Origin of the sequence: Streptomyces sp. PA03-5A (assembly GCF_033792725.1) — a bacterium.
Taxonomy (GTDB): Bacteria; Actinomycetota; Actinomycetes; order Streptomycetales; family Streptomycetaceae; genus Actinacidiphila.
This window is the reverse complement of the sequence record NZ_JARAVL010000031.1, coordinates 24,810-48,954: the sequence shown is the minus strand read 5'-3', so window position 1 is coordinate 48,954 and position 24,145 is coordinate 24,810. Positions and strand designations below refer to the sequence as shown.

Below are 24,145 nucleotides of genomic sequence, written 5' to 3'. Positions count from 1 at the left end.
AACGTTGTCAGCCCGGAAACGCCGGGCGTGCAACCCAGAGCGAGACGGTAGTGGACGAACGGCATCGCAGCCGCCGCTTTCACGACCGTACGTCATCAGACACGGGGAAGACGTACGGAAGGCAAACAGAATTCGTACGGCACGTGCGCGCCAGGGGCCGCGAGGGCGACACAACGGCGCGGCGTGCGGCGGGGCGTGAGGACTTCGGCCGACGACGGGTCAGAGCGTAGCGGGGCGGGGCCGTCCTGTACACGTCATCCGAATCCAGGTCCTTCGCCACGGGCGAGATCCGCGCCCCCATCTCGCTGCCCGACTGCGTTGCTGCCGTTTCGACACTCATTCGACTGCGGCAGGTTGTGCGACGCGCTTGACTGGTGCCGTGGAACGTGTCGAAGGACCGGTCGCGTGGAACCGCAGCGTCATACCGCCGGCACGAAGTCTCGCGAGCAGCGCTGCGCTTGGGCCCGCTGACTGACGCTTGGCCGGAGGCCGTCAGGCGGCGACGGGTGCCAGGGTTCAGCTCGTCGACCTGAGGCGGGGTTCTTCGTCGTTCGGCTATGGTCACCACAGCTGCCGTACTTCTGCGGTGCAGGGCGTCGAACGGACGTTGAGGAGATCGGGGCATGTGGTTCGATGACTCCGCCGACGTGAACCGTGTCTGCATCGAACGGCTCGGCGAGACGGCCGGCCCGCAGTTCGCCGCCATGGCCCGCCGTGGCTTCCAGTTGGTCCGGCCGACCGACGATCTCCAGGCCACCGGTCAATGCCGCCTCGGCGGCGCCGCCCTGCTCGAACCGGGCACCTCCTGGCCGGAACAAAGCGGGGTTCCGCTGTCCCTGCACGCCGTGCTGGACACCGATGCCCTTGCTGCGTGGCTGGGTGACGAACTGCCCCTACGGCCCGGGCTGCTCAACTTCTTCTACCTCGATCCGGACGTGCCGTACGAGGAGTACCGAAGACTGGATGCGTCCGGACCCGAGGCGTACCGCGTGATTCCCGCCGATCCGGCACGCGCGGTCGAGACGCAGGCACCTGTGCCGGCGAGAAGCTATCCAGCCGTACCCGTGCACGCGGCTGAGCTCACCATGCTGCCGGACTGCTGGGATGTCGAGGACGATGACGTCGGGTTCGACAGGCAACAGCACTGGGGGGCGGCATCGCTCATTCTCAGCGAGATGGGAGATCTCGACGGGAACACCGCCGGCAGCCACTGCGCCTTCGGTTGGCCGGACACTTCGTACACGGTCACGGTGACCTCCCGCGAGGACGATGGCCCCGCGGTCCATCTGCTTCAACTGGCGGAGGATGCGGACCTCGGGTGGGGCTGGGGGGACGCGGGAACGCTGTACTTCACGATCCCGGTCGGTGCGTTCGTGACCGGGGACTTCCGCCAGGCCGTGGCGAAGGTCCACTGCTGTTGAGCCGGTGCCGCCTTGGCTCACGCTGCACCGAACCCACTGAACCCACCGAACCCACCGAGGCCGGCGGGTCACCACCGTGAGCCGCCTTGCGCACCCCTCCCTCTCGTTGACTTGTCGCAAGGATTGACGCACGATGTTGAGACAAGGCTTGAGACACAGAGGGCTCATGACGAAGGGGGGTGGCTGGATGGCCGAGCAGTCCGTGCGTCCGGCGGATGTCGAGCAGGCCGGCGTGTGGTTGGCCCGGCACGGCCTGGTCGACGTCCGGCCGACGCCGCTGTTGGCCACGCGTCTGGCGGTCCGGCGCGGTGCCCGGCTGGCCGCTCAGGTCCTGCTGGCGGTGTTCATCATCGCGGTCGCCCTTGTCTACACGACCGACCGGCGGGGCGGCTCGGTTGACGGCTCCGGGTCGTACCGGGAATCGTCGTTGCCGGTCCTGACGGCGGTGGTCGTGGGGTTGGTGCTGGCCCAGTCGCTGCTGGACTGGTGGGTGCGGCGGGTCGACCGGCGGGCCGGCGCGACGTTGCCGCGCCGGGCGGCCCACCCGGTCCGGCTCGGCTGGCGCACCGTGCTCGGCCGGCCGCGTGCGGCATTCGCGGTTGCCACGTTCGCGGGAGCGTTGGTGCCGGCGGTCGTCGCCCTGACCGTGCGGGACTCCACCGCGCGGTACGCGGGCCTCGTCCTCCTGATCGGACTGTGCGGGGTCGCGGTCGGTACGGCTGTCCAGCTGCGCCACATCCTGACGCACCCGGTCGTGGCCGACGACGAGGTCTCGCTGACCGCCGACGTCATCATGCGGGTCGAGGACGCCCGCGAGGTCGCCACGCCAACCGTGGTGTGGCTGCTGCCGATCGTGTCGGTGTTCGATACCGCGCTGGGCTGGTGGAGCACCGCCTGGCTCGTCTTCGTCGCACTGAGCACCGTCACGCTCGCCCTGATCACCAAGCGGACCGCGCAGAGCGGCACGGTGGCGCGGCACGTCACGAGCGCCCGGTGAGCCGATGATCGTCATCGACTCGGCCTCGCCCGTCCCGCCGTTCGAGCAGCTCCGCGCCCAGCTCGCCCGGCAGATCCAGTCCCGCACACTGGCCGTGGGCACCCAGCTGCCGACCATCCGCCGACTGGCCGCGGACCTCGGCCTGGCCGTCAACACCGTCGGCCGGGCCTACCGGGCGCTGGAGGAGGCGGGGCTGATCGAGACCCGCGGACGGGCGGGCTCGTTCGTCACCGCAGCCGGCGAGCAGGGACGCGAGCGGGCACGCCACGCCGCCGCCGAGTACGCCGCCGTCATCGCCGCCGTGGGCATCGACACCGACGAGGCCATCCGCATCATCCGAGCGGCGCTGGCCAACGGCGTGGCGGCATCGCCCTCTTCACGCACCTCGGTTGAGTGAGGGGCCTGCCTGACGGGGTCCCGGCCCGCCGTCACGCTTTGCGGGCCAGGACCAGGCGCGCGTACGGGGCACCGTCCGGGCGGTGACCGAAGTCGGGTACCGCGGTCGTGCGTACGGTGAAGCCCGCCGCGGTCAGTTCGGCGCGCACCGCGCGGAGCGGGAAGGTGCGGTAGTACATGACGAAGGTCGGCCGCCAGACCGCGTTCCGTATCCGCATCGCCGCGTCGAAGCCGGCGGGTATCCAGTAACGCCGGGAGGCGATGCGCGGCGGTGCGAAAACGGGGAAGGCGAAGAGCCCGCCGGGCCGGAGGGCGCGGTGCACCCCGGCGAACAGGGCCGGCCGCTCGGCGGCCAGGAAGTGCCCGAAGGCGCCGAAGCTGACGGCCAGGTCGAACTCCGCGGCGAAGGGTGGCTTCCGTGCGTCCGCGCGTATCCACTCCGCGTCCGGGTGGGCACGGCGCGCCTGCGCGAGCATGCCGGCGCTGAAGTCCACGCCCGCGACCCGGCCCCGGCACAGCGGTCGCAGGACGCGCAGGCCCGCTCCCGTGCCGCAGCACACGTCCAGCCCGTCACCGAAAGGGCCGAAGGGACTCAGGGCGGCGGCGGTCGCGTCGAGGATACGGTCCGAGGTGCGGAACAGCGTGTGGTCGAACCTCGGGGCGAGCAGGTCGTAGCCACGCTCGACGGACGACAGGGCCTGCACGGCCAGCTCACGCAGGGAGGGGCCTTCGGGTGAGAACACCGGTCCAGGGTAAGGCCGTTCAACCGTCGTGAAAGGCGGCATCACCGAAGCCGAGCGCTGCGGCCGTGGCTCGACCGGGCGTCAAGAAGCGGCGCGGCGCCGGGCCGGCGGTCCCCCCTCCCGGATCCGGGCTACGTCTGCTCGTCGGACTGCTGGCCGGCCTCACGTCCACCGGCGCTGACCAGCCCTGTCTCGTAGGCGACGATGACGGCTTGGACGCGGTCGCGGAGTCCGAGTTTGGCGAGGATGCGGGCGACGTGGGTCTTGACGGTCGCCTCGGCCAGGTGGAGGCGGCTGGCGAGTTCGGTGTTGCTGAGTCCGCGGGCCAGCAGGCCGAGGACCTCCAGTTCGCGGGGGGTGAGCGAGGCGAGGTCGCGGTGGAGGGCGGCGGTGTCGCTGCCGCGCTGGGTGAAGCGCTGCACGAGGCGGCGGGTGATGGCGGGCGCGAGGAGGGCGTCGCCGTTGCGGACCGTGCGGACGGCCGCGGTCAGATGCTCGGGGGTGACGTCCTTGAGGAGGAAGCCGCTGGCGCCGGCGGACAGTGCCGCGTAGACGTACCGGTCGAGGTCGAACGTGGTCAGGATGATGACGCGGGGTGCGGTGGGGGCGCCGGTGAGGATGCGGCGGGTGGCCTCCAGGCCGTCCATCTCGGGCATCCGGATGTCCATGAGGACGACGTCGGGCCGCGTGCGGCGGACCGCTTCGACGGCTTCGGCGCCGTTGGTCGCTTCCGCCACGACGTCGATGCCGTCGGCGCCGAGGATCATCCGGAACCCGGTACGGACCAGGGTCTGGTCGTCGGCGAGGAGCACACGCAGCGGCTCGGTCACGGCGTCTCCAAGGGGATCAGGGCCTCCACACGGTAGCCGCCGGTCATGCGCCGGCCGGTGGTCAGGGTTCCGTCGTGGACGGCGAGGCGCTCGCGCAGGCCGATCAGGCCCCGGCCGTTTCCGGTGGGCGCGCCCGCGCCCGGGTGTCCGCCGGTGTCGGTGACTTCCACCCGGAGCCGGTCCGGGCCGTATTCGACGGTCACGGCGGCGGTGGCGCCAAAGGCGTGCTTCACGGTGTTGGTCAGGGCTTCCTGGACCACGCGGTAGGCGGCGAGTTCGAGGCCGGGCGGGAGGGGGCGGGGCGGGCCGGTGACGGTCAGGTCGACGGGCAGTCCGGTGTCGCGGACCCGTCCGACCAGCGATTCCAGCTGGTCCAGGCCAGGTTGCGGGGCCAACTCCGCCGAGGTGCCGGCCAGGTCCAGGTCCGCGGCTCCGTCCGTCTCCTCGCCCTGCTCGGCCATGGTGAGCAGTCCCATGACGTGGCGCAGTTCGGTCATGGCCGCCCGGCCGCCCGCCTCGACGGCGAGCAGTGCCTCGCCGGCCTGTTCGGGTGAGGTTTCCATGATCTTGCGGGCGGCGCCCGCCTGGATGATCATCACGCTGACGTTGTGCGTGACGACGTCGTGCAGTTCGCGGGCGATCCTGGCCCGCTCGTGCTCGACGGCCCGGCGCAGCGCCTCGCCCTGCTCGCGTTCCAGCGCGGAGAGCCGGGTGCGGCCCTCGTCGGTGCGGAGCTTCCAGGTGCGCAGTCCGACGGCGGCCACGGCCATCGGGACCAGGATCAGCAGGGCGATGTACTCGTTGGGGACGATCGGGGTCACCGAGTTCCCCGACGTGCCGACCAGGACGACCGACACCGGCAGCGCCGCCAGGGTCGCCACCCGGTACGGGCTGAACACGGCTGCGCTGTAGACGGCGATGACGAACGCGTAGAAGGTCAGCCGCAGGACGCTCTGCGGTGTCGCCAGGGTCGCGGCCGTCACGACGCACAGCACGGCGAGCGGGTAGCGGCGGCGCAGGGCCAGGGCACCCGAGGCGACGGCCGCGAGGGTCACCATGAAGGCCATGCCGCCGGGGCCGGACGGGCGCGGTACGACCCGCACCACGCCGGGTGCGATCTCCCGCGTCACGACGTTGTCGGCGTTGTCGATGCCGTAGTAGACGGTGGAGATCCCGATGACCAGGGTCAGCAGCAGGTCGAAGTAGCAGGCGCGCCGTGTGGGCCGCAGCGGTGGACCGCTCGGGAGCCTGGCGTCGCGGACCGTGCGGCGGGCGGCCTCCCGCAGCCGCTCCCGCGTCGTAGTTGCGTCCATCACCGGTTCATTGTCGCGGCCGCGCGGACCCGCGGAGTCCGTCCCGGTGGTCATTCCCGGCGCCCCCGGTACATCACCCGCCTACATCGCAGGGATGACGTTTCCGGGGATCGTCCCAGCGCGGTACCGCAATGGGTCCGGGTGGGCGACGCGTGCGGGCCGGGCCCGCTCCTAGCGTTCACGCAGCCGACCGCCCCGACCCGAGGAGCCCTTCATGACCGTGCCGGTGATCGAACTGCGCGGGGTGAGCCGCCGATACGACGACGGCCCGCCCGCCCTGCACGAGGCGGCGCTGACCGTGCGGCCCGGCGAGGCCGTCGCGATCCTCGGCCCCTCCGGCAGCGGCAAGTCCACGCTGCTCAATCTGATCGCGGGCCTGGACCGGCCCGACACGGGGACCGTCACCGTGGACGGGGTGCGGGTGGACCAGCTGGGCGAGGCCGGATCGGCGCTGTTCCGGCGGTCGAAGATCGGCATGATCTTCCAGTTCTTCAACCTGCTCGACGATCTGACCGTCACCGACAACGTCGTCCTGCCGGCGCGCCTGGCGGGCATGGCACGTGGCGCGGCGGACCGCCGCGCGGCGGAACTCCTGCAACTGCTCGGCATCGACCGGCACGCCCGCGCCTGCCCGGGGCGGCTGTCCGGCGGTGAACGGCAGCGCGTCGCGGTGGCCCGGGCGTTGATGAACCGGCCGGCGCTGCTCCTGGCCGACGAGCCGACCGGAGCCCTGGACACGGCGGCCGGACAGGACGTCAGCAGGCTGCTCGCCGGCCTCAACGCCGAGGGCCAGACCATCGTCGTGGTCACCCACGACCTGGCGTTGGCCCGGTCCTGCACAGGCCGTACGGTCCGGATCGCCGACGGCCGGATCACCGAGGACGTCCGATCGCAGGCCGTGGCCCCGGAGGCCGTCCGATGAGCGCGCTCGGTGCGGTGGTGCGCTCGGGGGTGAGACGCCGCAGGGTGCAGACCCTGGTGATCGGGCTCGCCACGATGATGGCGGTGGCGGCCTCCGTCCTCGGCGGATCGCTGCTCGTGGTGTCCGGCGCGCCCTTCGAGGACGCCTTCGCCAGGCAGCACGGCGCGCACCTGTCCGTGCGGTTCGACGCGGGCAAGGTGAACGCCGGGCAATTGTCGGCGTCCAGGGACGCCGAAGGGGTGAGCGGTGCGGCCGGGCCGTTCCGTACGGCGACGGTCACCCCGCGGTCCGACGGGGCGGGCCCCGGGTGGCCGATGACCGTGGTCGGCCGGGGCGATGCCGGCCGTGACGTGGACGAGGTGTCGCTGCTCGACGGGCGGTGGCCCACGCGCGACGGCGAGATCGTGCTGTCCGCCGACTCCTCCCTCGTCCCGACCATGGGCATGAAGATCACCTTCCCCGATCTGTCCGGCGGCCTGGCGCTGACGGTCGTCGGTGTGGCCCGTTCGGTCACCCAGACCGCCGACGCCTGGGTGGTTCCGTCCCAGATGCCGGCGCTCACCGCGCCCGGCAGTGGCGGCTACCAGATGCTGTACCGCTTCACCGACGCGGGCACCGACGCGCAGATCACCGCGGGCGGCAAGGCCGTGACGGGAGCCCTGCCGCCGGGATCGGCCGTCGGCGAACAGTCATGGCTCACCGTCAAGAAGACCGTCGAGCGCGACACCGCCCTCTACGTCCCGTTCCTCGTCGCGTTCGGCGCCCTGGGCCTGGTCATGTCGGTGCTCATCGTCGGCAACGTCGTCGCGTCGGCCGTCGGCATGGGGACGCGCCGCATCGGCATCCTCAAGGCCCTCGGCTTCACCCCGGCCCAGGTCGTACGGGCCTACGTGGGGCAGGCGCTGATCCCGGCCGCCGTCGGCACGGCCCTCGGTGTCCTCGCCGGCCACCTGCTCGCCGTCCCCGTGCTGGCCGAGACCGGGGAGGTGTACGGCACCGCGTCCCTGGCCGTCGCGCCCTGGGTCGACCTGGCGGTGATCGCCGGGGTGCTCGTCCTGGTGGCGGCCACCGCGTGGGCGAGTGCCTGGCGGGCCGGCCGGCTGCGTACGGTCGACGCGCTCGAGGTGGGGCGTACCGGTTCGGCAGGGCGCGGCCGGTGGGCGGCACGTCTGGCGGGACGGCTGCCGTTGCCGCAGCCGGTGGCCCTGGGCCTGGTCCGGCCCTTCGTGCGGCCCGCCCGCGCGCTGGCCATGGGCACGGCGATCCTGTTCGGCGCCGTCGCCGTCACATTCACCGTGGGGATGAGCGCCTCGCTCGGCCAGGTGATGAAAGCCAGGGCACACGACGCCGCCGATGTCGTCGTACCCGCGCCCTTGCCGGACTTCGGGCCTCAAGGCCCCGTCCCTGGGAAGCGGCCCGCCCGGCCCTCGGCCGATCCCGCCGCGGTCGTGCGGGCCATCGGGACCGCCGTGGGAACCGGGAGGTACTACAGCGCCGCGACGGTACGGGCGACCGTGTCCGGCCTGACGGGCACCGTCGACGTGATCGCCTTCACCGGCGACGCCTCCTGGGGCGGCTACACGATGGTCTCGGGCCGATGGATCGACGGGCCCGGCGAGGCCGTGGTCCCGACCCCGTTCCTGACCGCCACCGGCACCCGCACCGGCGACACCGTCACCCTGGACGGCCTGGCCGAGCCGGTCACGGTCAGGATCGTCGGTGAGGTCCTGGACACCCGCAAGGGCGGCATGCAGGTCTTCACCGACACCTCGACCCTGGCGTCCGCGCGTCCCGGCCTGACGGAGACGAGCCATCACATCGCGGTCGCGCCGGGCACGGACGTGACCGGCTACGTCAAGGCGCTGAACAAGCACCTGGGACCGCTGGGGGTCACCGCCCGGGCCGGCGGGCTCGACTCGGGCAGCGACATGGTCGTCACGCTCAACGCGCTGTCCGTGGTCCTCACGCTGATGCTCGTCGCCGTCGCCGCGCTCGGCGTGCTCAACGGGGTACTGCTCGACACCCGCGAGCGCGTCCGGGAGCTCGGTGTCCACAAGGCGCTCGGCATGACCCCCCGTCAGACCGTCGCGATGGTCATCACCTCGGTCGTCGTGACCGGACTGGTCGCGGGCGTCCTGGGCGTTCCGCTGGGCGTGGCCCTGCACGGCTGGGTCATCCCCGCGATGGGCGACAGCGTGGGGCTGCGCCTGCCCGGTTCCGTCATCGCCGTCTACCACGGGGCCGAACTGCTGCCGCTCGCGCTCGGCGGCCTGCTCATCGCCACCCTGGGCGCGCTGCTGCCCGCCGGCTGGGCCGCCAGGGCCCGTTCCGCCACGGCCCTGCGCACCGAGTAGGAGGCCGGTTTCACGGCTCATGCCTCCGGCCCCCACCGCAGGGAGCGGTGGGGGCCGGTCGGCTGGTTCCCGTCGTCTGGCGCGGGAGGCGGGAGTTCCGGAGTCTCAGACCGCCTCCAGCTCGATGATCTTGAACTGGAATCCCGTCGGGGTGACGGCGGTGCGCCTCCACCCGGATGCGGCGAAGAGCGCGTCGAACTCGGGGAGGTCACGCTCCTGCCCCGACAGCATCGCGAGCATGTGCATGTCCGCAAGGGGCTCGAAGCCGGGCGCTCCGATCTCCCCGATCACGTTCTCCACCACCACGGCCCGCGCGCCCGGCCGTGCGGAAGCACGGCAGTTCTCGAGGATCTTGACGCAGTCGGCGTCGTTCCAGTCGTGCAGAACCATCTTGAGCAGGTACAGGTCGGCCGGCGGGACGGACTCGAAGAAGTCTCCGGTGACCGCGGTGAACCGGTTACCCACCCCCCGCTTCTCGGCTGCCGCCTGCGCCCCGGCAGCGGCGTGGGGCAGGTCCAGGCTCTGCCCTCGGAGGTCCGGGTTCGCCAGCAGGAGCCCCTGCACGAGCGCCCCCGTGCCACCGCCGACATCGACCGCGACCGTGGCGCCGGTGGTGTCGAGCGCCTCGGTGAGGTCGCCGTTCAGCCGTTCCGCCATGCCGGACATGGCGACCGAGAAGAGTTCCGCCTCGGCAGGGTTGTCGCCGAGGTAGGTGAAGAAGTCCGTGCCGAGCGCGCTTTCGATCTGGGTGCCGCCCTTGCGGACGGCCTCCGGGAACCGCTCCCAGGCACGCCAGTGGGAGGGACCGCCCCACGTGAGGGCCACCTCCCGCAGGGTGTTCGGCACCCCGCTACGGAGCAGCCGGCTCAGGGGCGTACCGGAGAACCGGCGCTCGCCCTCGTAGGCCACCAGGCCGAGGGAAGCGCAAGCACGCAGCAGCCGGTAGGTGGTCGCGGGATCGCTGGCCTCGCGCTCGGCTATGTCCTCTGCGGCAAGGGGCCCATCAGCCAGATGGTCCGGAAGGGAAAGCTCGACTGCGGCCCGGACGATCTGAGTCACCCAGTAGCCGCTGAGCATCTGCATCAGGACACCGGCATTCGCGGTCTCGGAAGACGAGTTCGGACGATTCTCGGTCATCGACAAGCACACCCATCAGAACTGGTTTAACGGTCAACTAACAGTACCTCGGTCCAGAAGCCCGGCCATGTGACCTGCATCAAAGAAACGCCGTCCAGCACCGGCCGGTTCGGCAGAACGTCGGCGAAACTTCCACGGCAATTCACCAGCCCGACGGCACGCCCCGGGCCGCTCCGAACGGTCCCGGGGCTGCTCGCCGCCGGCGCATCACCGACCGCACAGCGGTGCGGCCTATGGCGTCAGGCGATACCACCGTTCAAGGTGAGATCAATGGCGTTGGCCATCGGGTTCTCGAGAAGGAAAAGGCAACCGTCGACGATGTCCGCCATGGTGGCGAGCCGTCCGGTGAGCGTCATCTTCCGGGCGGAGTCCTGCAATTGTTCGTTGCCCGCGACGAACGGGCTGTCCGCGATGGCCCACGGGTGCAGCGAGTTCACCCGCACCGGTGCCAGTTCGACGCTCAGCGTACGCACCAGACCCTGCACGGCGGCATTGACCGCCGTCAGCGTGGTCGAACCCGGGTACGGGAAGTCCTTGGCCATGCCACCGAACAACAGTACCGAGGCGTCCGCGGACATCCGCGGATACAGCGAGGCGACCACGGTCGTGTAGCCGACGATCTTCGTCGTGGCCAGCGTCGTCGCCGTGGCGACGTCATAGGTGCGGGCCGTGTTCATGTCGCGGACCATGCCGACCAGAGCCACCCGGTCCACGTGCCGCACCGGCTCGAGCGCGGCGGCGATGTCGGCCGGCCGGCTCAGGTCGAGCGCCAGGCCGTGACCGTACCGCCGGTCTCCGCCACAAGTGCGCGGACGAGCAGATCGTCGCCGAAGTCCCGCAGGAGACCTGCCTGGCGGTGCGGCGTGCCGCTGCGGCATTCGCAGGGAGTGCGGCCGGTGGGTCGGACGCCCCGCGGTCGCCTTTGGCCACCAGACGGAGGAGGCGTTCCTCGTCGAGCTCGTCCAGTGCTTTCCTGCGTGGTCTCACACCAGCCAGACGCCAAGTGGGCCGCGCAGGTCCTGCGTTGACCGTAGCCTGCGTCACGGCCCCGGACGAGGGAGGGCGTGAGCGCCCGGTGCGCCGGCATCCGGGGCCCGGACGCCGTTGATGGTCAACGCAGTTGGCAAGCCGCCTCGTGCAGCAGGGCCGCCAAGGATGCGGCCGCGGTCACCATCGGTACGTGTCCGCTGGGGAGGGACCGCACGTGGGCGTTCATCCGCTCGGCCAGGAACCGCTGCGTCCCGGGCGAGATCATGCGGTCCTTCTCCGCCACGACGTACCAACTCGGCAGGTCGGCCCACAGCGGGCGTCCCAGTGGCGTGCCGATGCACACTGCTGCGATCGGCCGTTGCACGGCAGCCAGTACCGCCTGGTCCTCCGGCGAGGCGTCCTGAGCGAAGACCTCCGCGAACGCGGTGTCGGGAAGCCACACATAGCCGTGCGCGTCGGGTTCGAGCGCGGGAGCCCTGGGGTCAGGCGCCGCCCGGTGGAAGACGTCGGCGACGGTCTCCTTCTCGGCCGGTGTCAGACCGGTCACGTGCACCAGCCCCGTCACCTGTTCGCTTCGCACAGAACTGATGACAGCGCTCGAGTACGCGTGGCCCACCAGGGCCACAGGGCCGGCCGCCACCCGCTCGATCGTCCTCTCCACCGCGGCCACATCGTCCTCGACGGAAGTCAACGACAACTGCGCGGCGTGGCATTGCACTCCCTTCGCCCGCAGCGCTGTGATCACCCGGGACCAACTGGACCCGTCCGCCCAGGCCGCGTGGACCAGAACCAGCGATGCCTGCTCGCCCTTCATGGGATCCGTTGTCATTCCGTCCTCCTCTCCGATCTGCGATTTCCGGCGCTCATCCCGCCATCCGCGATGCCGCCCAATTCATCGGATTTCCATCGCCCATTCTTCGCCTTCGCTCAAAAAGTGTCCACACAAGGGAGATCTCAAGCCGATCGGTGGCTCCGCGCCATCCGGCAGAGCCCGGTCGAGCAGTCGTTCGCCACTGTGGACGGCACAGGGATGCTCTGCCGGTCCGTCGGCGTCGCGTCCGGGCCGCGAACTGCGATGTGCGTGCCATTCGGATGGTGAAACCCGGCCACAAGTAAATCGAATGGAATTCTCCCCAGGCATCCGCACAGCGGCGGACCGGTGCTGCGACACTGGGCCCGTAAGCCCGATGCTCTTCCGCCCGCAAGGCGGCCGTACTGCACGTGGCGTCGGGACGGTGGCCACCCAATTGGCAGGTCGGCCGTCAGGAGGGAAGGCATGGGATCGCGACGAGGGACATTCTCATCCAGTGGCGCGCCCGCATGATGCGTGATGTCTTCTTGTATTCGCTGCGCGTCCGGTCGTAGGACGCTCCGCGATGCCACCTGCGGATCAGCACCGAAAACGAAGTGAGGCAGCAATGACCGAAGCATCCGGGATCCAGGATCACGGCACCTACGACGTGATCGTGCTGGGAGCCGGCCCGGTCGGGCAGAACGTAGCCGAACACGCCCGCGCCGCGGGACTCTCGGTGGCCGTGGTGGAACGGGAACTGGTGGGCGGGGAGTGCTCGTACTGGGCGTGCGTGCCCAGCAAGGCGCTGCTGCGCCCGGTCATCGCCGTCGCCGACGCGCGGCGGGTCGACGGCGCCCGGCAGGCCGTGACCGGGTCGCTGGACACCGGCAGGGTGTTCGCCCGCCGGGACCACTACGTCACCGACTGGGACGACACCGGCCAGGCGCGCTGGGTGAAGTCCATCGGCGCCGACCTCTTCCGCGGCCACGGCCGGCTCGACGGGCCGCGGAAGGTGACCGTCACCGCGGCGGACGGCTCCCGCCACACCCTTGCGGCGCGGCACGCGGTCGCCATCGCCACCGGCAGCCGCCCGGTGCTGCCCGACATCGACGGCATCGGGGAAGCCCGGCCGTGGACCAACCGGCACGGCACGGACTCCAGCACCGTCCCCGGCCGCCTGATCGTCGTCGGCGGTGGCGGGGTCGGGGTGGAGATGGCCACCCTCTGGCAGGGCCTGGGCTCCCAGGTCACCCTCCTCGCCAGGCGTCCTCTGCTCCCCCGGATGGAGCCTTTCGCCGGCGAGCTCGTCGCAGCCGGGTTGACCGACGCCGGCGCGCAGGTCCGCATCGGCGTCCGGGTGACCTCCCTGCGCCGCCCCGACCCCGCCGGGCCGGTCACCTGCATCCTGGACGACGGCAGTGAACTGGAAGCGGACGAGATCATGTTCGCCACCGGACGCGCCCCGCTGACCGACGACATCGGTCTGGACACCGTGGGCCTCACCCCGGGGTCCTGGCTGGACGCCGACACCACGTGCCTGGTCCGCGAGATCCCGGGCGAGTGGCTGTACGCGCTCGGCGACGTCAACCACCGCGCCCTCCTCACCCACCAGGGCAAATACCAGGGGCGCACCGCCGGCGACGCCATCGGCGCGCGTGCCGCCGGCCGTCCCCTGGACGACGCCCCGTGGGGCGACCACGCCACCACGGCCGATCAGCACGCCGTACCGCAGGTCTTCTTCACCGACCCCGAAGCCGGCGCCGTGGGCCTGTCCGCAGCACAGGCCGCGGCGGCCGGTCTCCCCGTCAAGGTCGTCGACCTCGACTTCACCGCCGCGCAGGGCGCCAACCTCTACGCCGACGGCTACCGCGGTCACGCCCGGATGGTCGTCGACACCGACCGCGAGGTCCTGCTCGGGGTGACCTTCGTCGGCCACGGGGTCAGTGAACTGCTGCACTCCGCGACCGTCGCCGTCGCGGGCGAGATCCCCTCAAGCGGCTGCGGCACGCCGTCGCCTGCTTCCCCACCATCAGCGAGATCTGGACCTTCCTCCTCGCCGCGTACCACCGCGACGGTGACTGACGCCGTGGTGCCGGGCGCATGCGTTCACTCCTGGAAGGGGGATCGCGGCGTGTGACGCCCGGCCCCGGGCACCGAATAATCCTGCTCGGCCCGCCTCCCGCGCGGCTGTCCTCCCGGGATGCCTCTTGGCCAGTACGCCTATTTCGCGCTGTTCAGCCGGCATACCTCGGCAGATGAGATGACCGCGCACCTGGGCATCGCTCCTGACGACGTGTCCATTCGCGGCAGCAGACGCACCACACCGAGAGCGATTCCGGTCAACCACTACTGGAAGGCCGTCTGCCGGGAACCCAACCTGTGCGTCGACGAGCAGATCGCCCGCGTTCTCGACAGGCTCCAGCCCCATACGGACCGCATCGCCGACCTCGCCAGCCGCCTGGCCGACCACGGCGGCGGAGCGGTTCTCCAGGTCGTACGCCACCACAACGACACCGACCCTGACCAGCCCGATCACGCGGATGCCCCCAACCTGTTCGGCTGGCATCTGGACCGCGACGTCCTGGACTTCCTCAGCGCCACGGGCGCCGAGCTCGACGTGGACGAGTACGACATGACCGGGGACGACGAGGACGGCGGCTGAGCGCAGGGAAGGCGGAAGCAGCAGGACCACACGGGCGGCACCCGGTCGCCGGGACCGGGGCCCCCTGAATCGCCCGGCCGTCCCGCGGCCGGACGGCTCGATCGTGGCACCGACAGCCCCGCCCACGTCTGGATGAGCAGGAATGGCCGCCCGGGCCGATCGTGAGAAGACTGGTGCGGTGGCCGTACGAGGCCGCACCTCCGGGCGTCGCCGAGGCCGTCCGGTGCCGTGACAGCCTGGATAGGAACCGGATCATGAGTCTTGAGGTTGCGGTCGTCCGCGAGGCGGACGACGAGATGGTCGAGGCGTTCACCCGCCTGCTGCCCCAACTGTCCCGCAGCGCCGCGCCGCTGACCCACGAGACGCTCCGACGGCTCCTGGCCGCAGAGGCGAACACGGTGCTGGTGGCGCGGGTCGACGGCCGTGTCGTCGGGACGCTCACGCTGGTCCTGTTTCCCCTCCCGACCGGGATGCGGGCCTGGATCGAGGACGTGGTGGTCGATGAGGCCGCCCGCGGTTACGGCGTCGGGGCCGCCCTCACCGAGGAGGCGGTGCGCCTGGCCGACGCGGCGGGAGCCCGCACGGTGGATCTCACCTCGCGCCCCTCTCGGCAGGCGGCGAACCGGCTGTACGAGCGGCTCGGCTTCGAGGTACGGGACTCCCGCGTCTTCCGCTACGCCCTGCAGCAGTAGTCACGGCGGTTTCCCGTATGCCGTCGGGAACCGTACGGTCCCGGCGTACGTCGTACCCGCCATGATCAAAGAACCCGGACGACGCCTGCCCGGCGCCACGTTGCTCGTCCTCCCGCTCGCCGCGCTGCTGCTGTCGTGCTCTGCCCCATCGGACACCGGCACGGACCGGGCAGCCGGCGGCACCCCCGCGCCGGCGGCCGCTTCGGCGTCCGCGTCCGCGTCTGCTTCGGACGCCGAGCCGGCGGGACCGGTGGAGAAGGTACGCGACGCCTTCGCCACCTTGCAGGCCACCTACCACTCCGGCTGCACCGCCACCACGTCCCGGGGCGAGTGCGAGTACTTCCTGACCCGGGTGCACGACGAACTCGTCGAACTCGACGCCGCGATGAAGGCCGATCCCCAAGGCCCCGGCCACTTCCGCGAGCCCCTCGCCTGGATGACGGATCTGCGCGACCTCCTCGGCGCGGACACCTCCTTCGAGAACCTCAAGGCGCACCAGGACGAACTCGTGGCGACGCGCGACCGGATCAACCGCTGGATGCAGGGCCACCCCGAGGACTACCGCTGAGCCGCTGTTCGGACAGCGGAAGAGTGCTGAGGCGGTCAACGCCGAAAACGACGAGGCCCACCGGGCCCAGACCGTACGTGCCGCGACGTCCTCAGCCCCCTGGCCGCCGCCGGCGGCCGTCCGCCTGAGAACTCGGTGGCGTTCCGGGGTGGGGGTCGGGAAGGCTTGCGCGCATGGTTTCGGTCTTGCAGAACGTGGCGATTGACTGCGCGGATGCCTACGAGTTGGCCCGGTTCTGGAGCGGGGTGACCGGGCGTCCGCTGCATCCCGAGGACAAGCCGGGTGACCGCGAGACTCAGGTGATGCTCGCGGAGGGCCCGGTGCTGTACTTCAACCAGGTGCCCGAGCCCAAGAAGGTCAAGAACCGGATCCATCTGTGTCTGCGCCCTGAGACCTCGCGCGAGCAGGAGGTGGAACGGCTGCTGGGCCTCGGTGCCAACATGGTCGCCGATCTCCGGAATCCCGACGGCGCCGGCTGGGCGGTCCTTGCCGACCCTGAGGGCAACGAATTCTGCGTCCTGCGCAGCGACTCCGACCGAGCCGCGATGCGAACGTCCGCCTCGTAGCGGACGGCGAGGAACCGCTGCTGTACGCCTCAGCCCCGGTGGCCGGCCTGCGGCGCCGGGGTCAGGGCGGCGTCCAGGAGGACCTCGGCTGTGGCCCGGGCCGCGGCGGCGGCGCCGGGGTCGCCGTCCATGCGGACCGAGACCGCGCACCCGTCGTAGAGCAGGTGCAGACGGCGGCCGAGGGTCTCCGGGTCGGGAACGCCGGCTTGCCGGGCGAGGTCGGTGAACAGGCTCCGTACCCATGCCCGGTAGTCGTTGGAGGCCTGTTCGGTGCTGCTGCCCGGCTCGGCCTCCGCGCTCGCCGCGATGAACGCGCAGCCGCGGTAGCTGGGGCCCTTGAAGGATTCCGACAGCGCGTCGAAGACGCCGAGCAGCCGGTCGCGGGGGTTCTCGAAGCGCTCGAGGGCGGCCAGGAGGCGGGCGGAGGTGGCGGCGTGCCGGGACTTCAGGTACGCGTGGACCAGCTCGTCCTTGCTGCCGAACGTGTTGTAGAGGGAGGCCTTGGCCACCCCGGCGCGTTCGATGATCCGGTCGATCCCGACGCTCTGCACACCCTCGGCGTAGAAGAGCTCGTTGGCGGCGGACAGCAGACGCTCGCGTGCCGGAGCCTTGACCTCGGCGCGCGCGTCGTGCGCCCTGGTGCTGTCGGCAACCATCGCAGCCTCCCTGCTGGTTCGTGCCATCGTCCGGGCCTCGAGGCTCACTTTAGGCAATCACGGGTCGCGAACGGCTGCTGCGCCGTTCCGTCAGCAGACCGAGCAGGGCCAGCAGTGCCAGGACGATGACGGCCGCGCCGTACTCGCGGGCGGTGGCGAGCAGGCCACCGGCGTGGACGACGAGGTAGCCGGCGATCACCGACGGCACTCCCATCCCCAGATAGGACACCACGTAGAGCAGGGACAGCACTCCGGAACGTTCGTGGGCGGCCGTCAGCGGGATCACGGTGCGGATGCCGCCCTGGAAGCCGCTGCCGAAGCCGATGCCGGCGATGGCCGAACCGGTGAAGAACAGGGCGGGCGAGCCGTTCTGCACCGAGACCAGGGTGAGGCCGACGCCGACGACGAGGCTGATGATTCCGCCGACCATGACGCCGCGGGCGGGTGCCGTACGCAGGACGAGGGTGGCGGCCGCGGCCACCCCGGCCAGGACGAACAGGGCCAGTCCGCCGTAGACGGCCGACGTGGAATGGGTCAGGGTCCGCACGAGCGCCGGGCCCAGGGAGGCGTAGAAGCCCGCGAGGGCCCAGACCGCGAACAGGACCGGGGCGGCGTTGAGCACCGCGCGCCGCACGGTCCTCGGGAGCTTCACGTCCGGTACCAGGGTGGCGAGCGCGCCCGGGGTGGGTGTGAGGGTCTCCCGCATCAGGACGACGCCCAGTGCCTGCACGGCCATCACGACGAGCAGGGCCAGGTAGACCAGGTGTGTCGGCGCGGGAAGGTACTGCACGAGGAACGCCGACGCCAAAGAGCCGGTGGCGGTGCCGAGACCGGGGGCGAAGGAGTTGGCGACGGTCCCGCGGCGGCGGTCGATGTCCAGCATCCCGGCCCCGATCGCGCCCAGCGCGGCACCGGTGGACAGTCCCTGGACCACCCGGCCGACCATCAGTTCCGGCACGCCGTGGGCCGTCGCGAACACCACCATCGCGGCCGCCTGTGCGGCGAGGGCCGCGAGCAGGACCGGGCGGCGGCCCAGGTGGTCCGACAGCCGTCCCAGGGTGAGCAGCGAGACCAGGACCGCGATCGCGTACACGCCGAACACCAGCGTGGTGGTCACCGGGCTGAAGCCCCACTCCGCCTGGTAGACCGCGTAGAGCGGGGTGGGGGCGCTTGAGCCCGCCAGGAACGACACGACGATCGACGCCAGGAGGTAGAAGGCCGCGCGCTGAGGCAGTACGCCGCCTGCGACGCGCCCTCTCCGCTTGGGCGCTGCCGAGGTGAGCGGGGCCGGGCCCCCTGTCTCCGCGCCGACCGGGCCGGCATCGGCCGCCGGCGTGGTGACCACGTTGCCGCGGTCCTGCGAGGTGGGCTGCTCGGGCATGCCACCGTCCCCATCTTGAGTAGACCGGTCTGTTCATTTTCCCTAGACAGATCTGTCTAACGCTGGCGTGATGCGTTTCCATCCCGCCACGCCGACCGGATCGTCGGCCGCCCGCGGGCCGCCCCGTGGAGGCCCGCCTCCAGGCGCGCCGGATCCGGCCGTGCGCGCGGGGGCACGCGAGGCGGAGCGCCGACCGTCGCCGGGCCGTGGTGCGCGGCGCGACATGCCGAACGGTATTGTCCGGGGAAGCTGAATATCTGTGCTCGCGAAGTGAGAAATTAGCGCGACGCGCGATGAGGTTTCTCACACGCCAGGGCGGCGCCCGGTTATTAACCGTGCACAGCCGATCGCGCCATGCTACTCTCGAATAAGTTGCAGTTGTGGTTCCCAAAATTCCGGTTCATTTGCTGGCGGGGCAATCATCGCGGCGACGCGGGGTCCGTACAGTACGGATTCCGGGCACTGCCCCAAAGGAGATGCACCACATGGCTACTGGCACCGTGAAGTGGTTCAACGCGGAAAAGGGTTTCGGCTTCATCGAGCAGGACGGTGGCGGCGCTGACGTGTTCGCCCACTACTCGAACATCGCCGCCCAGGGCTTCCGCGAGCTGCAGGAGGGCCAGAAGGTGAGCTTCGACATCGCGCAGGGCCAGAAGGGCCCCACGGCCGAGAACATCGTTCCCGCCTGACGCCGAGCGCACGCATCGCAGCTGGGGCCCGCACCTTGGGTGCGGGCCCCAGCTTGCTGCACATCAGGACGCACCCTGCCCTGGTGACGCCGTGACGACCTCACTGGTCCCACGATTTTGAGGGTGCCGCGATCCCGCCGGCAACGGACGTTCCCGTCAGGCTCCGGATGCACATCCGTCAGAGCTCCCCGACGCCCGTAACCCCGGTCTTTCGGACGCGGACCAGATCACCCCACCCGTTCGGCGCCTCGGCCCGCGGACTTCTCCCGCCGGCTGAATTCGCCATCGCATTTGCTTGGCCCATTCTTGCGATTCTCCGTCCTGCTCATCGCAGCGGAATCCCTTGATGCGGCCGCTTCAAGGAAGGTTCTGCATGAGCCGTACACGTACGAACGACCGTTTCACCGACCCGAGCCGTCCCGGGGGCCGACGCCGTCGCCCCGCCGCACCGCAGGGGGAGTTCGCCCTGCCGGACACGGCGACTCCGGCACTGCCCGCCGCCGGGGCGTTCGCCGATCTCGACATGCCCCGGCCGCTGCTGGCCGCGCTCACCGCCGAAGGCGTGACCGTGCCGTTCCCGATCCAGGCGGCGACCTTGCCCAATTCCCTCGCCGGCCGTGACGTGCTGGGCCGCGGGCGGACCGGGTCCGGCAAGACCCTCGCCTTCGGCCTCGCGCTGCTGGCCCGCACCGCCGGACAGCGCGCCGAACCCCGGCAGCCACTGGCCCTGGTGCTCGTACCCACCCGGGAGTTGGCCCAGCAGGTCACCGACGCGCTTGCCCCCTACGCCCGTTCGATGAGGCTTCGGCTGGCCACCGCGGTCGGCGGGATGCCGATCGGCCGTCAGGCCGGCGCGCTGCGCAACGGGTCGGAGGTCCTCGTCGCCACGCCGGGCCGGCTGAGGGACCTCGTCGAGCGCGGCGACTGCCGCCTGGACCGGGTCGCCGTCACCGTCCTGGACGAGGCCGACCAGATGGCCGACATGGGCTTCATGCCGCAGGTCACAGCGCTGCTGGACCAGGTGCACCCCGAGGGGCAGCGCATGCTGTTCTCGGCCACCTTGGACCGCAACGTCGACCGGCTGGTCCGCCGCTACCTGCACGACCCGGTGGTCCACTCCGTGGATCCCTCCGCGGGCGCGGTCAGCACGATGGAGCACCACGTGCTGCACGTGCACGCCGCCGACAAGCACCAGGCGACGACCGAGATCGCGGCGCGGGAGGGTCAGGTGATCATGTTCCTGGACACCAAGCACGCCGTCGACAGGCTGACCGAGCACCTGCTCAGAAGCGGCGTCCGCGCCGCCGCGCTGCACGGCGGCAAGTCGCAGCCGCAGCGCACCCGGACCCTGGCCCAGTTCAAGACGGGACACGTGACCGTACTGGTGGCGACCAACGTCGCCGCACGCGGGATCCACGTCGACAACCTCGACCTGGTCGTCAACGTGGACCCGCCCAACGACCACAAGGACTACCTCCACAGGGGTGGCCGCACGGCCCGCGCCGGCCGGTCCGGCATCGTGGTCACGCTGGTCACGCCCAACCAGCGCCGCGACATGGCCCGTCTCATGCAGCACGCCGGAATCCGCCCGCACACCACCGAGGTCCACCCGTCCGGGGACGACCTGATCCGCATCACCGGCGCGCAGACCCCCTCGGGCATCCCGGTCGTCATCACCGCACCGGCTGCCGAACGCAGGGACGGCACCCCCACCTCCCGCGGGGGGCGCAGCCGTGCCACCGCTCAGGACCGCCGCACCGGCCGGGCGGCACGCCGCACGGCCCAGCGGCGGCCCGCCTACGACGCGGTGGCCTAGTCCGTGTCGTCACGCCGCCCATCCACTTCTCCAGGAGGCACTTCTTGACCCTGGCACACGCCTTGCCACGCCCTGCGGAATCCGCCCACGGAACGGTGGCCGACGCCATGGACGTGCCCGGACCGCAGGTCTGGGACGACATGACCGTCGAGGTGGCCCTGTCGGTCATGGCCAGCGCCCGTACCGGGCATCTGGTCGTCTGTGACGAGGACGGCCGGTGCACGAGTCTGGTCACCCATGCCCAGCTCACCGCCGTCCGTGACGGCTACGGCTACACCGATCGGGTCCGCCTGCGGGAGGTCGCCGGTAACGGCGGGCCGTTCGCCTCGCCAATGACCAAGATGACCGAGGCACAGCACATCATGCGCCACCGGCAGCTCGCGGCCGTGCCTGTCGTCGACGAGCACGGCTGCGCCGTGGGTGTTCTCACGCGCTCACGCTGACCCGTCGCCCACCGGTCCCATCGCTTCCCACTCTTCCTGCGAGGCACCATGCGCTGCGTCATCGCCCGTTTCGCGTTCGACCTGTCCAAGACCGGGGTGGTGGCGTCGATGAAAGGCATCAGGCCCGAGCCGGTCACCGGTGAGTCCGTGATCATCGGCCGCCGCCACTACCCCGTCATGCAAGTGGGCGAGGTCATCACCCGGCAGGACCGCCGTGACTTCACCGCCGGCGAGGTCCTGCGGGCCATGACGCGCCTCGGCTTCACCTGCCGCGCCCTCCCTGCCACAGCACCGGCGCCCGGGCTCACCCCGCTCCAGGAAGCGTCGGCCCTGCTCGGCGTCCCCACCGCCGGGTAGCCGGGAGAGGGACGACGCCCTGGCCCGACCATGGCGGCATGAGGGCTCGGCCGGCGCATGCCGGCCGAGCCCTCATCGCGTGGGGCGCCCGGTGCGGCTTCCCGTGGTCTGCCGTCCGTGGACGGCAAGCGGCACTCCCCGGCCGTCCCCGTACTCACGCGCCGACAGGTCGACGTTCGGCATGGAACCGACCTCTATCTCACCCGCCGGGAGTGCCGCCGGCCGTCGTTCGGGCGCTGCCCCTGCCGGCCCACGGAGCGGGACCATGCCTGGCATGGCCGGATCCGTATATCTTCGACCAAGACACACCACAACCATTGCGAGGAAACAAGAGGTCGGCGCGGACCAGGGCCGTCAGCAGGCGTAGCAGTTCCTTCGGGGCCCTGGTGGCGGGACGGCGTCAAGGCCCCTCCACATGTTCCACAAAGAGGTGCAATGACGGCAGCTGACTCCTTCGGCCGGATCGATGACGACGACTACCCCGCCTACACCATGGGCCGGGCCGCCGAGATGCTCGGAACCACCCCGGGCTTCCTCCGTGCCATCGGCGAGGCCCGCCTGATCACCCCGCTCCGCTCCGAAGGCGGACATCGGCGCTACTCCCGGTACCAGCTGCGCATCGCGGCCCGAGCCCGTGAACTCGTCGACCAGGGCACCCCCGTCGATGCCGCCTGCCGCATCGTCATCCTCGAGGACCAGCTCGCAGAAGCCCAGCGGATCAACGCCGAATACCGCCGCGCCGCCGGATCGACGGATCCCACGGGCGCAGCCTGAGACGGGCTGGACCCCGCGGAGGGTCCGCCGGTTCCTCACCCAGGACCGGCGAGGGGGTCAGCTGGGGGGCGTACCGAGGGCGCCTCGGCCTCGGCGGCGTCGGCAAGGGCCTCGGCAGCCGCTTCTGCGGCCCGCGCGGCGTCGGCGGCGGCCTGGGCGGCCTTGTCGTCCGAGGACTTCTCCCGCGTGGCCGGCGACTGCGGCAGCACTTCGCTGAATGCGCGGGACACACCCTCCAGTGCGGAGGTGACCTCGCTGGGGATCACCCAGAACGTGCTGCCCGCGCCTTGCGCGAGCTGGGGCAGCATCTGCATGTACTGGTACGCGAGCAGCTTGGGGTCGGGGTCGTTGCGGTGCACGGCCTGGAACACCTCGTCGATGGCCCGTGACTGGCCCTCGGCCTTGAGGATCTCAGCCGTGCGGTTGCCCTCCGCGCGCAGGACGGCGGCCTGCTTGTCGCCTTCGGCAGTCAGTATCTGCGACTGACGTTGTCCTTCGGCCCCGAGAATCACGGCACGCTTGTCCCGCTCGGCCCGCATCTGCTTCTCCATCGCGTCCTTGATGGACTGCGGCGGGTCGATGGCCTTGATCTCCACCCGGTTGACCCTCAGCCCCCATTTGCCGGTGGCCTCGTCCAGCACACCGCGGAGCTGGCTGTTGATGGTGTCGCGCGAGGTGAGGACCTTCTCCAGGTCCATGGACCCGACGACGTTGCGCAAGGTGGTGACGGTGAGCTGCTCGACCGCCTGGAGGTAGTTGGCGATCTCATAGGCGGCCGCCCGAGGGTCGGTGACCTGGAAGTACAGGACGGTGTCGATCTCCACGACCAGGTTGTCCTCGGTGATCACCGGTTGCGGTCGGAAGGAGACGACCTGTTCTCGCAGGTCGATCACCGGATAGACACGGTCGATGTAAGGGATGACGACGTTGAGCCCGGGCTTCAGGGTGCGGTGGTAACGGCCGAGCCGTTCGACATTGCGAGCACGTGCCTGGGGGACGATGCGCACCGCCCGCAGGACGGTGAAGACGACGAAGAGCGCGACGATCACTCCGGCGACGAGGAGCCCCGATTCCATGGTTCACTCCTGGGGGTAGACGAGTGCGGTGGCGCCGCTGATCTCGATGACGTCGACGGTCGTTCCGGGAGGGATCACCAGCGTTTCGTCATAGGCCCGGGCCGTCCATTCCTCGCCGCCTATGCGGACCCTGCCGCCCATGCCCGTGACCTCCGAGACGACATAGGCGCTCCTGCCGACCAGCGCCTCTACGCCGAACCGCTCCGCCTGGGGCCGGCGCACGTGGCGCAGCACGACGGGACGGATGAACAGGACGGTGCTCGCAGCAACGACGGTGAACACCACGAACTGCAAGGGCAGCGGGAGCCCGACTGCCGCGGATCCCGCCGCGACCAGCGCAGCCCCACCCAGCAGCCCCAGCGCGGCAGTGAGCGTGAAGAGCTCCGCCACGGCCAGCCCTGCCGCGGCGATGAGCCAGATCAGCCACGGGTCCATGCCCCTCCTGCCGCGTGCAGTAGGTGAATGGCCGGCCGACGCGCCCCCTCGGTCGGCGACCAAGTTCCCCCTTAGGTGACCTACCCGTACGAAATGCCGGAAATCAAAGCTTCAGCCGGAATGAGGGGAAACGC

Annotated in this window: 24 protein-coding genes and 1 pseudogene; 15 read left to right on the top strand and 10 right to left on the bottom strand. The window is 71.0% G+C overall.

Translation table 11 applies throughout. The features are described from left to right. The first annotated feature begins 623 nt into the window (after window positions 1-623). The 3 genes from PV410_RS32120 to PV410_RS32110 all read left to right on the top strand — a co-directional run bounded on the left by PV410_RS32120 (window position 624) and on the right by PV410_RS32110 (window position 2,815). Window positions 624-1,421: a DUF1963 domain-containing protein gene (locus PV410_RS32120; protein ID WP_500329270.1), complete on the top strand. Its 798-nt coding sequence runs from the start codon at window positions 624-626 to the stop codon at window positions 1,419-1,421. 166 nt (window positions 1,422-1,587) lie between these two features. Next, window positions 1,588-2,418 (top strand): hypothetical protein, encoded by an 831-nt coding sequence (locus tag PV410_RS32115; RefSeq protein ID WP_500329269.1) that lies wholly within the window; start codon window positions 1,588-1,590, stop codon window positions 2,416-2,418. A gap of 4 nt (window positions 2,419-2,422) precedes the next feature. Beyond that, window positions 2,423-2,815, top strand: coding sequence for a GntR family transcriptional regulator (locus PV410_RS32110; protein ID WP_500329268.1), 393 nt, complete (start codon window positions 2,423-2,425; stop codon window positions 2,813-2,815). A gap of 31 nt (window positions 2,816-2,846) precedes the next feature. Here the strand turns inward: PV410_RS32110 and PV410_RS32105 are convergent, their stop codons facing one another. The 3 genes from PV410_RS32105 to PV410_RS32095 form a co-directional block, all read right to left on the bottom strand. After that, the gene (locus PV410_RS32105; RefSeq protein WP_500329267.1) at window positions 2,847-3,557 is read right to left on the bottom strand and encodes a class I SAM-dependent DNA methyltransferase; all 711 of its coding nucleotides are present in this window, start codon (window positions 3,555-3,557) and stop codon (window positions 2,847-2,849) included. A 131-nt stretch (window positions 3,558-3,688) separates the two neighbouring features. Beyond that, window positions 3,689-4,387 (bottom strand): response regulator, encoded by a 699-nt coding sequence (locus tag PV410_RS32100; RefSeq protein ID WP_500329266.1) that lies wholly within the window; start codon window positions 4,385-4,387, stop codon window positions 3,689-3,691. After that, window positions 4,384-5,700: a sensor histidine kinase gene (locus tag PV410_RS32095; RefSeq protein WP_500329314.1), complete on the bottom strand. Its 1,317-nt coding sequence runs from the start codon at window positions 5,698-5,700 to the stop codon at window positions 4,384-4,386. The genes PV410_RS32100 and PV410_RS32095 overlap by 4 nt, the downstream gene beginning before the upstream one ends. Before the next feature lie 214 nt (window positions 5,701-5,914). On the opposite strand from PV410_RS32095, the gene PV410_RS32090 reads away from it, so the two are divergent. Next, window positions 5,915-6,622, top strand: a complete 708-nt coding sequence (locus PV410_RS32090; RefSeq protein WP_500329265.1) for an ABC transporter ATP-binding protein — start codon at window positions 5,915-5,917, stop codon at window positions 6,620-6,622. Continuing rightward, window positions 6,619-8,976 carry an ABC transporter permease gene (locus PV410_RS32085; RefSeq protein ID WP_500329264.1) on the top strand — a complete coding sequence of 786 codons (2,358 nt, stop codon included), beginning with the start codon at window positions 6,619-6,621 and terminating at the stop codon, window positions 8,974-8,976. Before PV410_RS32090 ends, PV410_RS32085 begins: the two co-directional genes overlap by 4 nt. A gap of 105 nt (window positions 8,977-9,081) precedes the next feature. Here PV410_RS32085 and PV410_RS32080 read toward each other — a convergent pair whose 3' ends face one another. The 3 genes from PV410_RS32080 to PV410_RS32070 all read right to left on the bottom strand — a co-directional run bounded on the left by PV410_RS32080 (window position 9,082) and on the right by PV410_RS32070 (window position 11,917). Then, on the bottom strand, window positions 9,082-10,113 hold the full coding sequence (locus PV410_RS32080; RefSeq protein ID WP_500329263.1) for a methyltransferase: 1,032 nt from the start codon (window positions 10,111-10,113) through the stop codon (window positions 9,082-9,084). Between the two features lie 239 nt (window positions 10,114-10,352). Next, window positions 10,353-10,991, bottom strand: a complete 639-nt coding sequence (locus PV410_RS32075; RefSeq protein WP_500329262.1) for an SDR family oxidoreductase — start codon at window positions 10,989-10,991, stop codon at window positions 10,353-10,355. A 233-nt stretch (window positions 10,992-11,224) separates the two neighbouring features. Further along, window positions 11,225-11,917, bottom strand: a complete 693-nt coding sequence (locus tag PV410_RS32070; protein WP_500329261.1) for an alpha/beta fold hydrolase — start codon at window positions 11,915-11,917, stop codon at window positions 11,225-11,227. A gap of 604 nt (window positions 11,918-12,521) precedes the next feature. Between PV410_RS32070 and PV410_RS32065 the strand changes: the two are divergent. From PV410_RS32065 to PV410_RS32045, 5 genes and pseudogenes are all read left to right on the top strand, one after another. After that, window positions 12,522-13,978, top strand: a pseudogene (locus tag PV410_RS32065) (dihydrolipoyl dehydrogenase family protein). Between the two features lie 118 nt (window positions 13,979-14,096). Further along, a complete protein-coding gene (locus PV410_RS32060; RefSeq protein WP_500329260.1) occupies window positions 14,097-14,558 on the top strand; it encodes a DUF4279 domain-containing protein in 462 nt (153 codons plus the stop codon). A gap of 173 nt (window positions 14,559-14,731) precedes the next feature. Then, the gene (locus PV410_RS32055) at window positions 14,732-15,250 is read left to right on the top strand and encodes a GNAT family N-acetyltransferase (RefSeq protein WP_499516318.1); all 519 of its coding nucleotides are present in this window, start codon (window positions 14,732-14,734) and stop codon (window positions 15,248-15,250) included. A gap of 61 nt (window positions 15,251-15,311) precedes the next feature. Next, entirely contained in the window at window positions 15,312-15,818 is a 507-nt protein-coding gene (locus tag PV410_RS32050; RefSeq protein ID WP_500329259.1) for a hypothetical protein, read from the top strand. Window positions 15,819-15,991: 173 nt separating this feature from the next. After that, complete coding sequence (locus PV410_RS32045; RefSeq protein ID WP_500329258.1) at window positions 15,992-16,384, top strand: VOC family protein; 393 nt, start codon at window positions 15,992-15,994, stop codon at window positions 16,382-16,384. Between the two features lie 29 nt (window positions 16,385-16,413). Here PV410_RS32045 and PV410_RS32040 read toward each other — a convergent pair whose 3' ends face one another. Continuing rightward, entirely contained in the window at window positions 16,414-17,040 is a 627-nt protein-coding gene (locus PV410_RS32040; RefSeq protein ID WP_500329257.1) for a TetR/AcrR family transcriptional regulator, read from the bottom strand. Window positions 17,041-17,089: 49 nt separating this feature from the next. After that, window positions 17,090-18,421, bottom strand: coding sequence for an MFS transporter (locus PV410_RS32035; protein ID WP_500329256.1), 1,332 nt, complete (start codon window positions 18,419-18,421; stop codon window positions 17,090-17,092). Between the two features lie 485 nt (window positions 18,422-18,906). Here PV410_RS32035 and PV410_RS32030 point away from each other — a divergent pair, with 485 nt between their 5' ends. The 5 genes from PV410_RS32030 (at window position 18,907) to PV410_RS32010 (ending at window position 22,500) form a co-directional block, all read left to right on the top strand. Continuing rightward, complete coding sequence (locus tag PV410_RS32030) at window positions 18,907-19,110, top strand: cold-shock protein (RefSeq protein ID WP_030224351.1); 204 nt, start codon at window positions 18,907-18,909, stop codon at window positions 19,108-19,110. Window positions 19,111-19,483: 373 nt separating this feature from the next. Further along, the gene (locus PV410_RS32025) at window positions 19,484-20,926 is read left to right on the top strand and encodes a DEAD/DEAH box helicase (protein ID WP_500329255.1); all 1,443 of its coding nucleotides are present in this window, start codon (window positions 19,484-19,486) and stop codon (window positions 20,924-20,926) included. A 44-nt stretch (window positions 20,927-20,970) separates the two neighbouring features. Then, window positions 20,971-21,369 (top strand): CBS domain-containing protein, encoded by a 399-nt coding sequence (locus tag PV410_RS32020; protein WP_500329254.1) that lies wholly within the window; start codon window positions 20,971-20,973, stop codon window positions 21,367-21,369. Window positions 21,370-21,417: 48 nt separating this feature from the next. After that, complete coding sequence (locus PV410_RS32015; RefSeq protein ID WP_500329253.1) at window positions 21,418-21,726, top strand: SCO5918 family protein; 309 nt, start codon at window positions 21,418-21,420, stop codon at window positions 21,724-21,726. A 435-nt stretch (window positions 21,727-22,161) separates the two neighbouring features. Next, complete coding sequence (locus tag PV410_RS32010) at window positions 22,162-22,500, top strand: helix-turn-helix domain-containing protein (protein ID WP_500329252.1); 339 nt, start codon at window positions 22,162-22,164, stop codon at window positions 22,498-22,500. Window positions 22,501-22,535: 35 nt separating this feature from the next. Here the strand turns inward: PV410_RS32010 and PV410_RS32005 are convergent, their stop codons facing one another. Both PV410_RS32005 and PV410_RS32000 read right to left on the bottom strand, forming a co-directional pair. After that, window positions 22,536-23,576, bottom strand: coding sequence for an SPFH domain-containing protein (locus PV410_RS32005; protein WP_500329251.1), 1,041 nt, complete (start codon window positions 23,574-23,576; stop codon window positions 22,536-22,538). A gap of 3 nt (window positions 23,577-23,579) precedes the next feature. After that, window positions 23,580-24,011: an NfeD family protein gene (locus PV410_RS32000; RefSeq protein ID WP_500329250.1), complete on the bottom strand. Its 432-nt coding sequence runs from the start codon at window positions 24,009-24,011 to the stop codon at window positions 23,580-23,582. Between the last annotated feature and the right edge of the window lie 134 nt (window positions 24,012-24,145).

What these genes read in the sequence shown, in the direction of transcription:
- PV410_RS32120 (WP_500329270.1), top strand. Translation starts at nt 624, where the DNA reads ATGTGGTTCGATGACTCCGCCGACGTGAACCGTGTCTGCATCGAACGG.
- PV410_RS32115 (WP_500329269.1), top strand. Translation starts at nt 1,588, where the DNA reads ATGACGAAGGGGGGTGGCTGGATGGCCGAGCAGTCCGTGCGTCCGGCG.
- PV410_RS32110 (WP_500329268.1), top strand. Translation starts at nt 2,423, where the DNA reads ATGATCGTCATCGACTCGGCCTCGCCCGTCCCGCCGTTCGAGCAGCTC.
- PV410_RS32095 (WP_500329314.1), bottom strand. Translation starts at nt 5,700, where the DNA reads ATGGACGCAACTACGACGCGGGAGCGGCTGCGGGAGGCCGCCCGCCGC.
- PV410_RS32090 (WP_500329265.1), top strand. Translation starts at nt 5,915, where the DNA reads ATGACCGTGCCGGTGATCGAACTGCGCGGGGTGAGCCGCCGATACGAC.
- PV410_RS32085 (WP_500329264.1), top strand. Translation starts at nt 6,619, where the DNA reads ATGAGCGCGCTCGGTGCGGTGGTGCGCTCGGGGGTGAGACGCCGCAGG.
- PV410_RS32080 (WP_500329263.1), bottom strand. Translation starts at nt 10,113, where the DNA reads ATGACCGAGAATCGTCCGAACTCGTCTTCCGAGACCGCGAATGCCGGT.
- PV410_RS32075 (WP_500329262.1), bottom strand. Translation starts at nt 10,991, where the DNA reads ATGCCGCAGCGGCACGCCGCACCGCCAGGCAGGTCTCCTGCGGGACTT.
- PV410_RS32070 (WP_500329261.1), bottom strand. Translation starts at nt 11,917, where the DNA reads ATGAAGGGCGAGCAGGCATCGCTGGTTCTGGTCCACGCGGCCTGGGCG.
- PV410_RS32060 (WP_500329260.1), top strand. Translation starts at nt 14,097, where the DNA reads ATGCCTCTTGGCCAGTACGCCTATTTCGCGCTGTTCAGCCGGCATACC.
- PV410_RS32050 (WP_500329259.1), top strand. Translation starts at nt 15,312, where the DNA reads ATGATCAAAGAACCCGGACGACGCCTGCCCGGCGCCACGTTGCTCGTC.
- PV410_RS32045 (WP_500329258.1), top strand. Translation starts at nt 15,992, where the DNA reads ATGGTTTCGGTCTTGCAGAACGTGGCGATTGACTGCGCGGATGCCTAC.
- PV410_RS32040 (WP_500329257.1), bottom strand. Translation starts at nt 17,040, where the DNA reads ATGGTTGCCGACAGCACCAGGGCGCACGACGCGCGCGCCGAGGTCAAG.
- PV410_RS32035 (WP_500329256.1), bottom strand. Translation starts at nt 18,421, where the DNA reads ATGCCCGAGCAGCCCACCTCGCAGGACCGCGGCAACGTGGTCACCACG.
- PV410_RS32030 (WP_030224351.1), top strand. Translation starts at nt 18,907, where the DNA reads ATGGCTACTGGCACCGTGAAGTGGTTCAACGCGGAAAAGGGTTTCGGC.
- PV410_RS32025 (WP_500329255.1), top strand. Translation starts at nt 19,484, where the DNA reads ATGAGCCGTACACGTACGAACGACCGTTTCACCGACCCGAGCCGTCCC.
- PV410_RS32015 (WP_500329253.1), top strand. Translation starts at nt 21,418, where the DNA reads ATGCGCTGCGTCATCGCCCGTTTCGCGTTCGACCTGTCCAAGACCGGG.
- PV410_RS32010 (WP_500329252.1), top strand. Translation starts at nt 22,162, where the DNA reads ATGACGGCAGCTGACTCCTTCGGCCGGATCGATGACGACGACTACCCC.
- PV410_RS32005 (WP_500329251.1), bottom strand. Translation starts at nt 23,576, where the DNA reads ATGGAATCGGGGCTCCTCGTCGCCGGAGTGATCGTCGCGCTCTTCGTC.
- PV410_RS32000 (WP_500329250.1), bottom strand. Translation starts at nt 24,011, where the DNA reads ATGGACCCGTGGCTGATCTGGCTCATCGCCGCGGCAGGGCTGGCCGTG.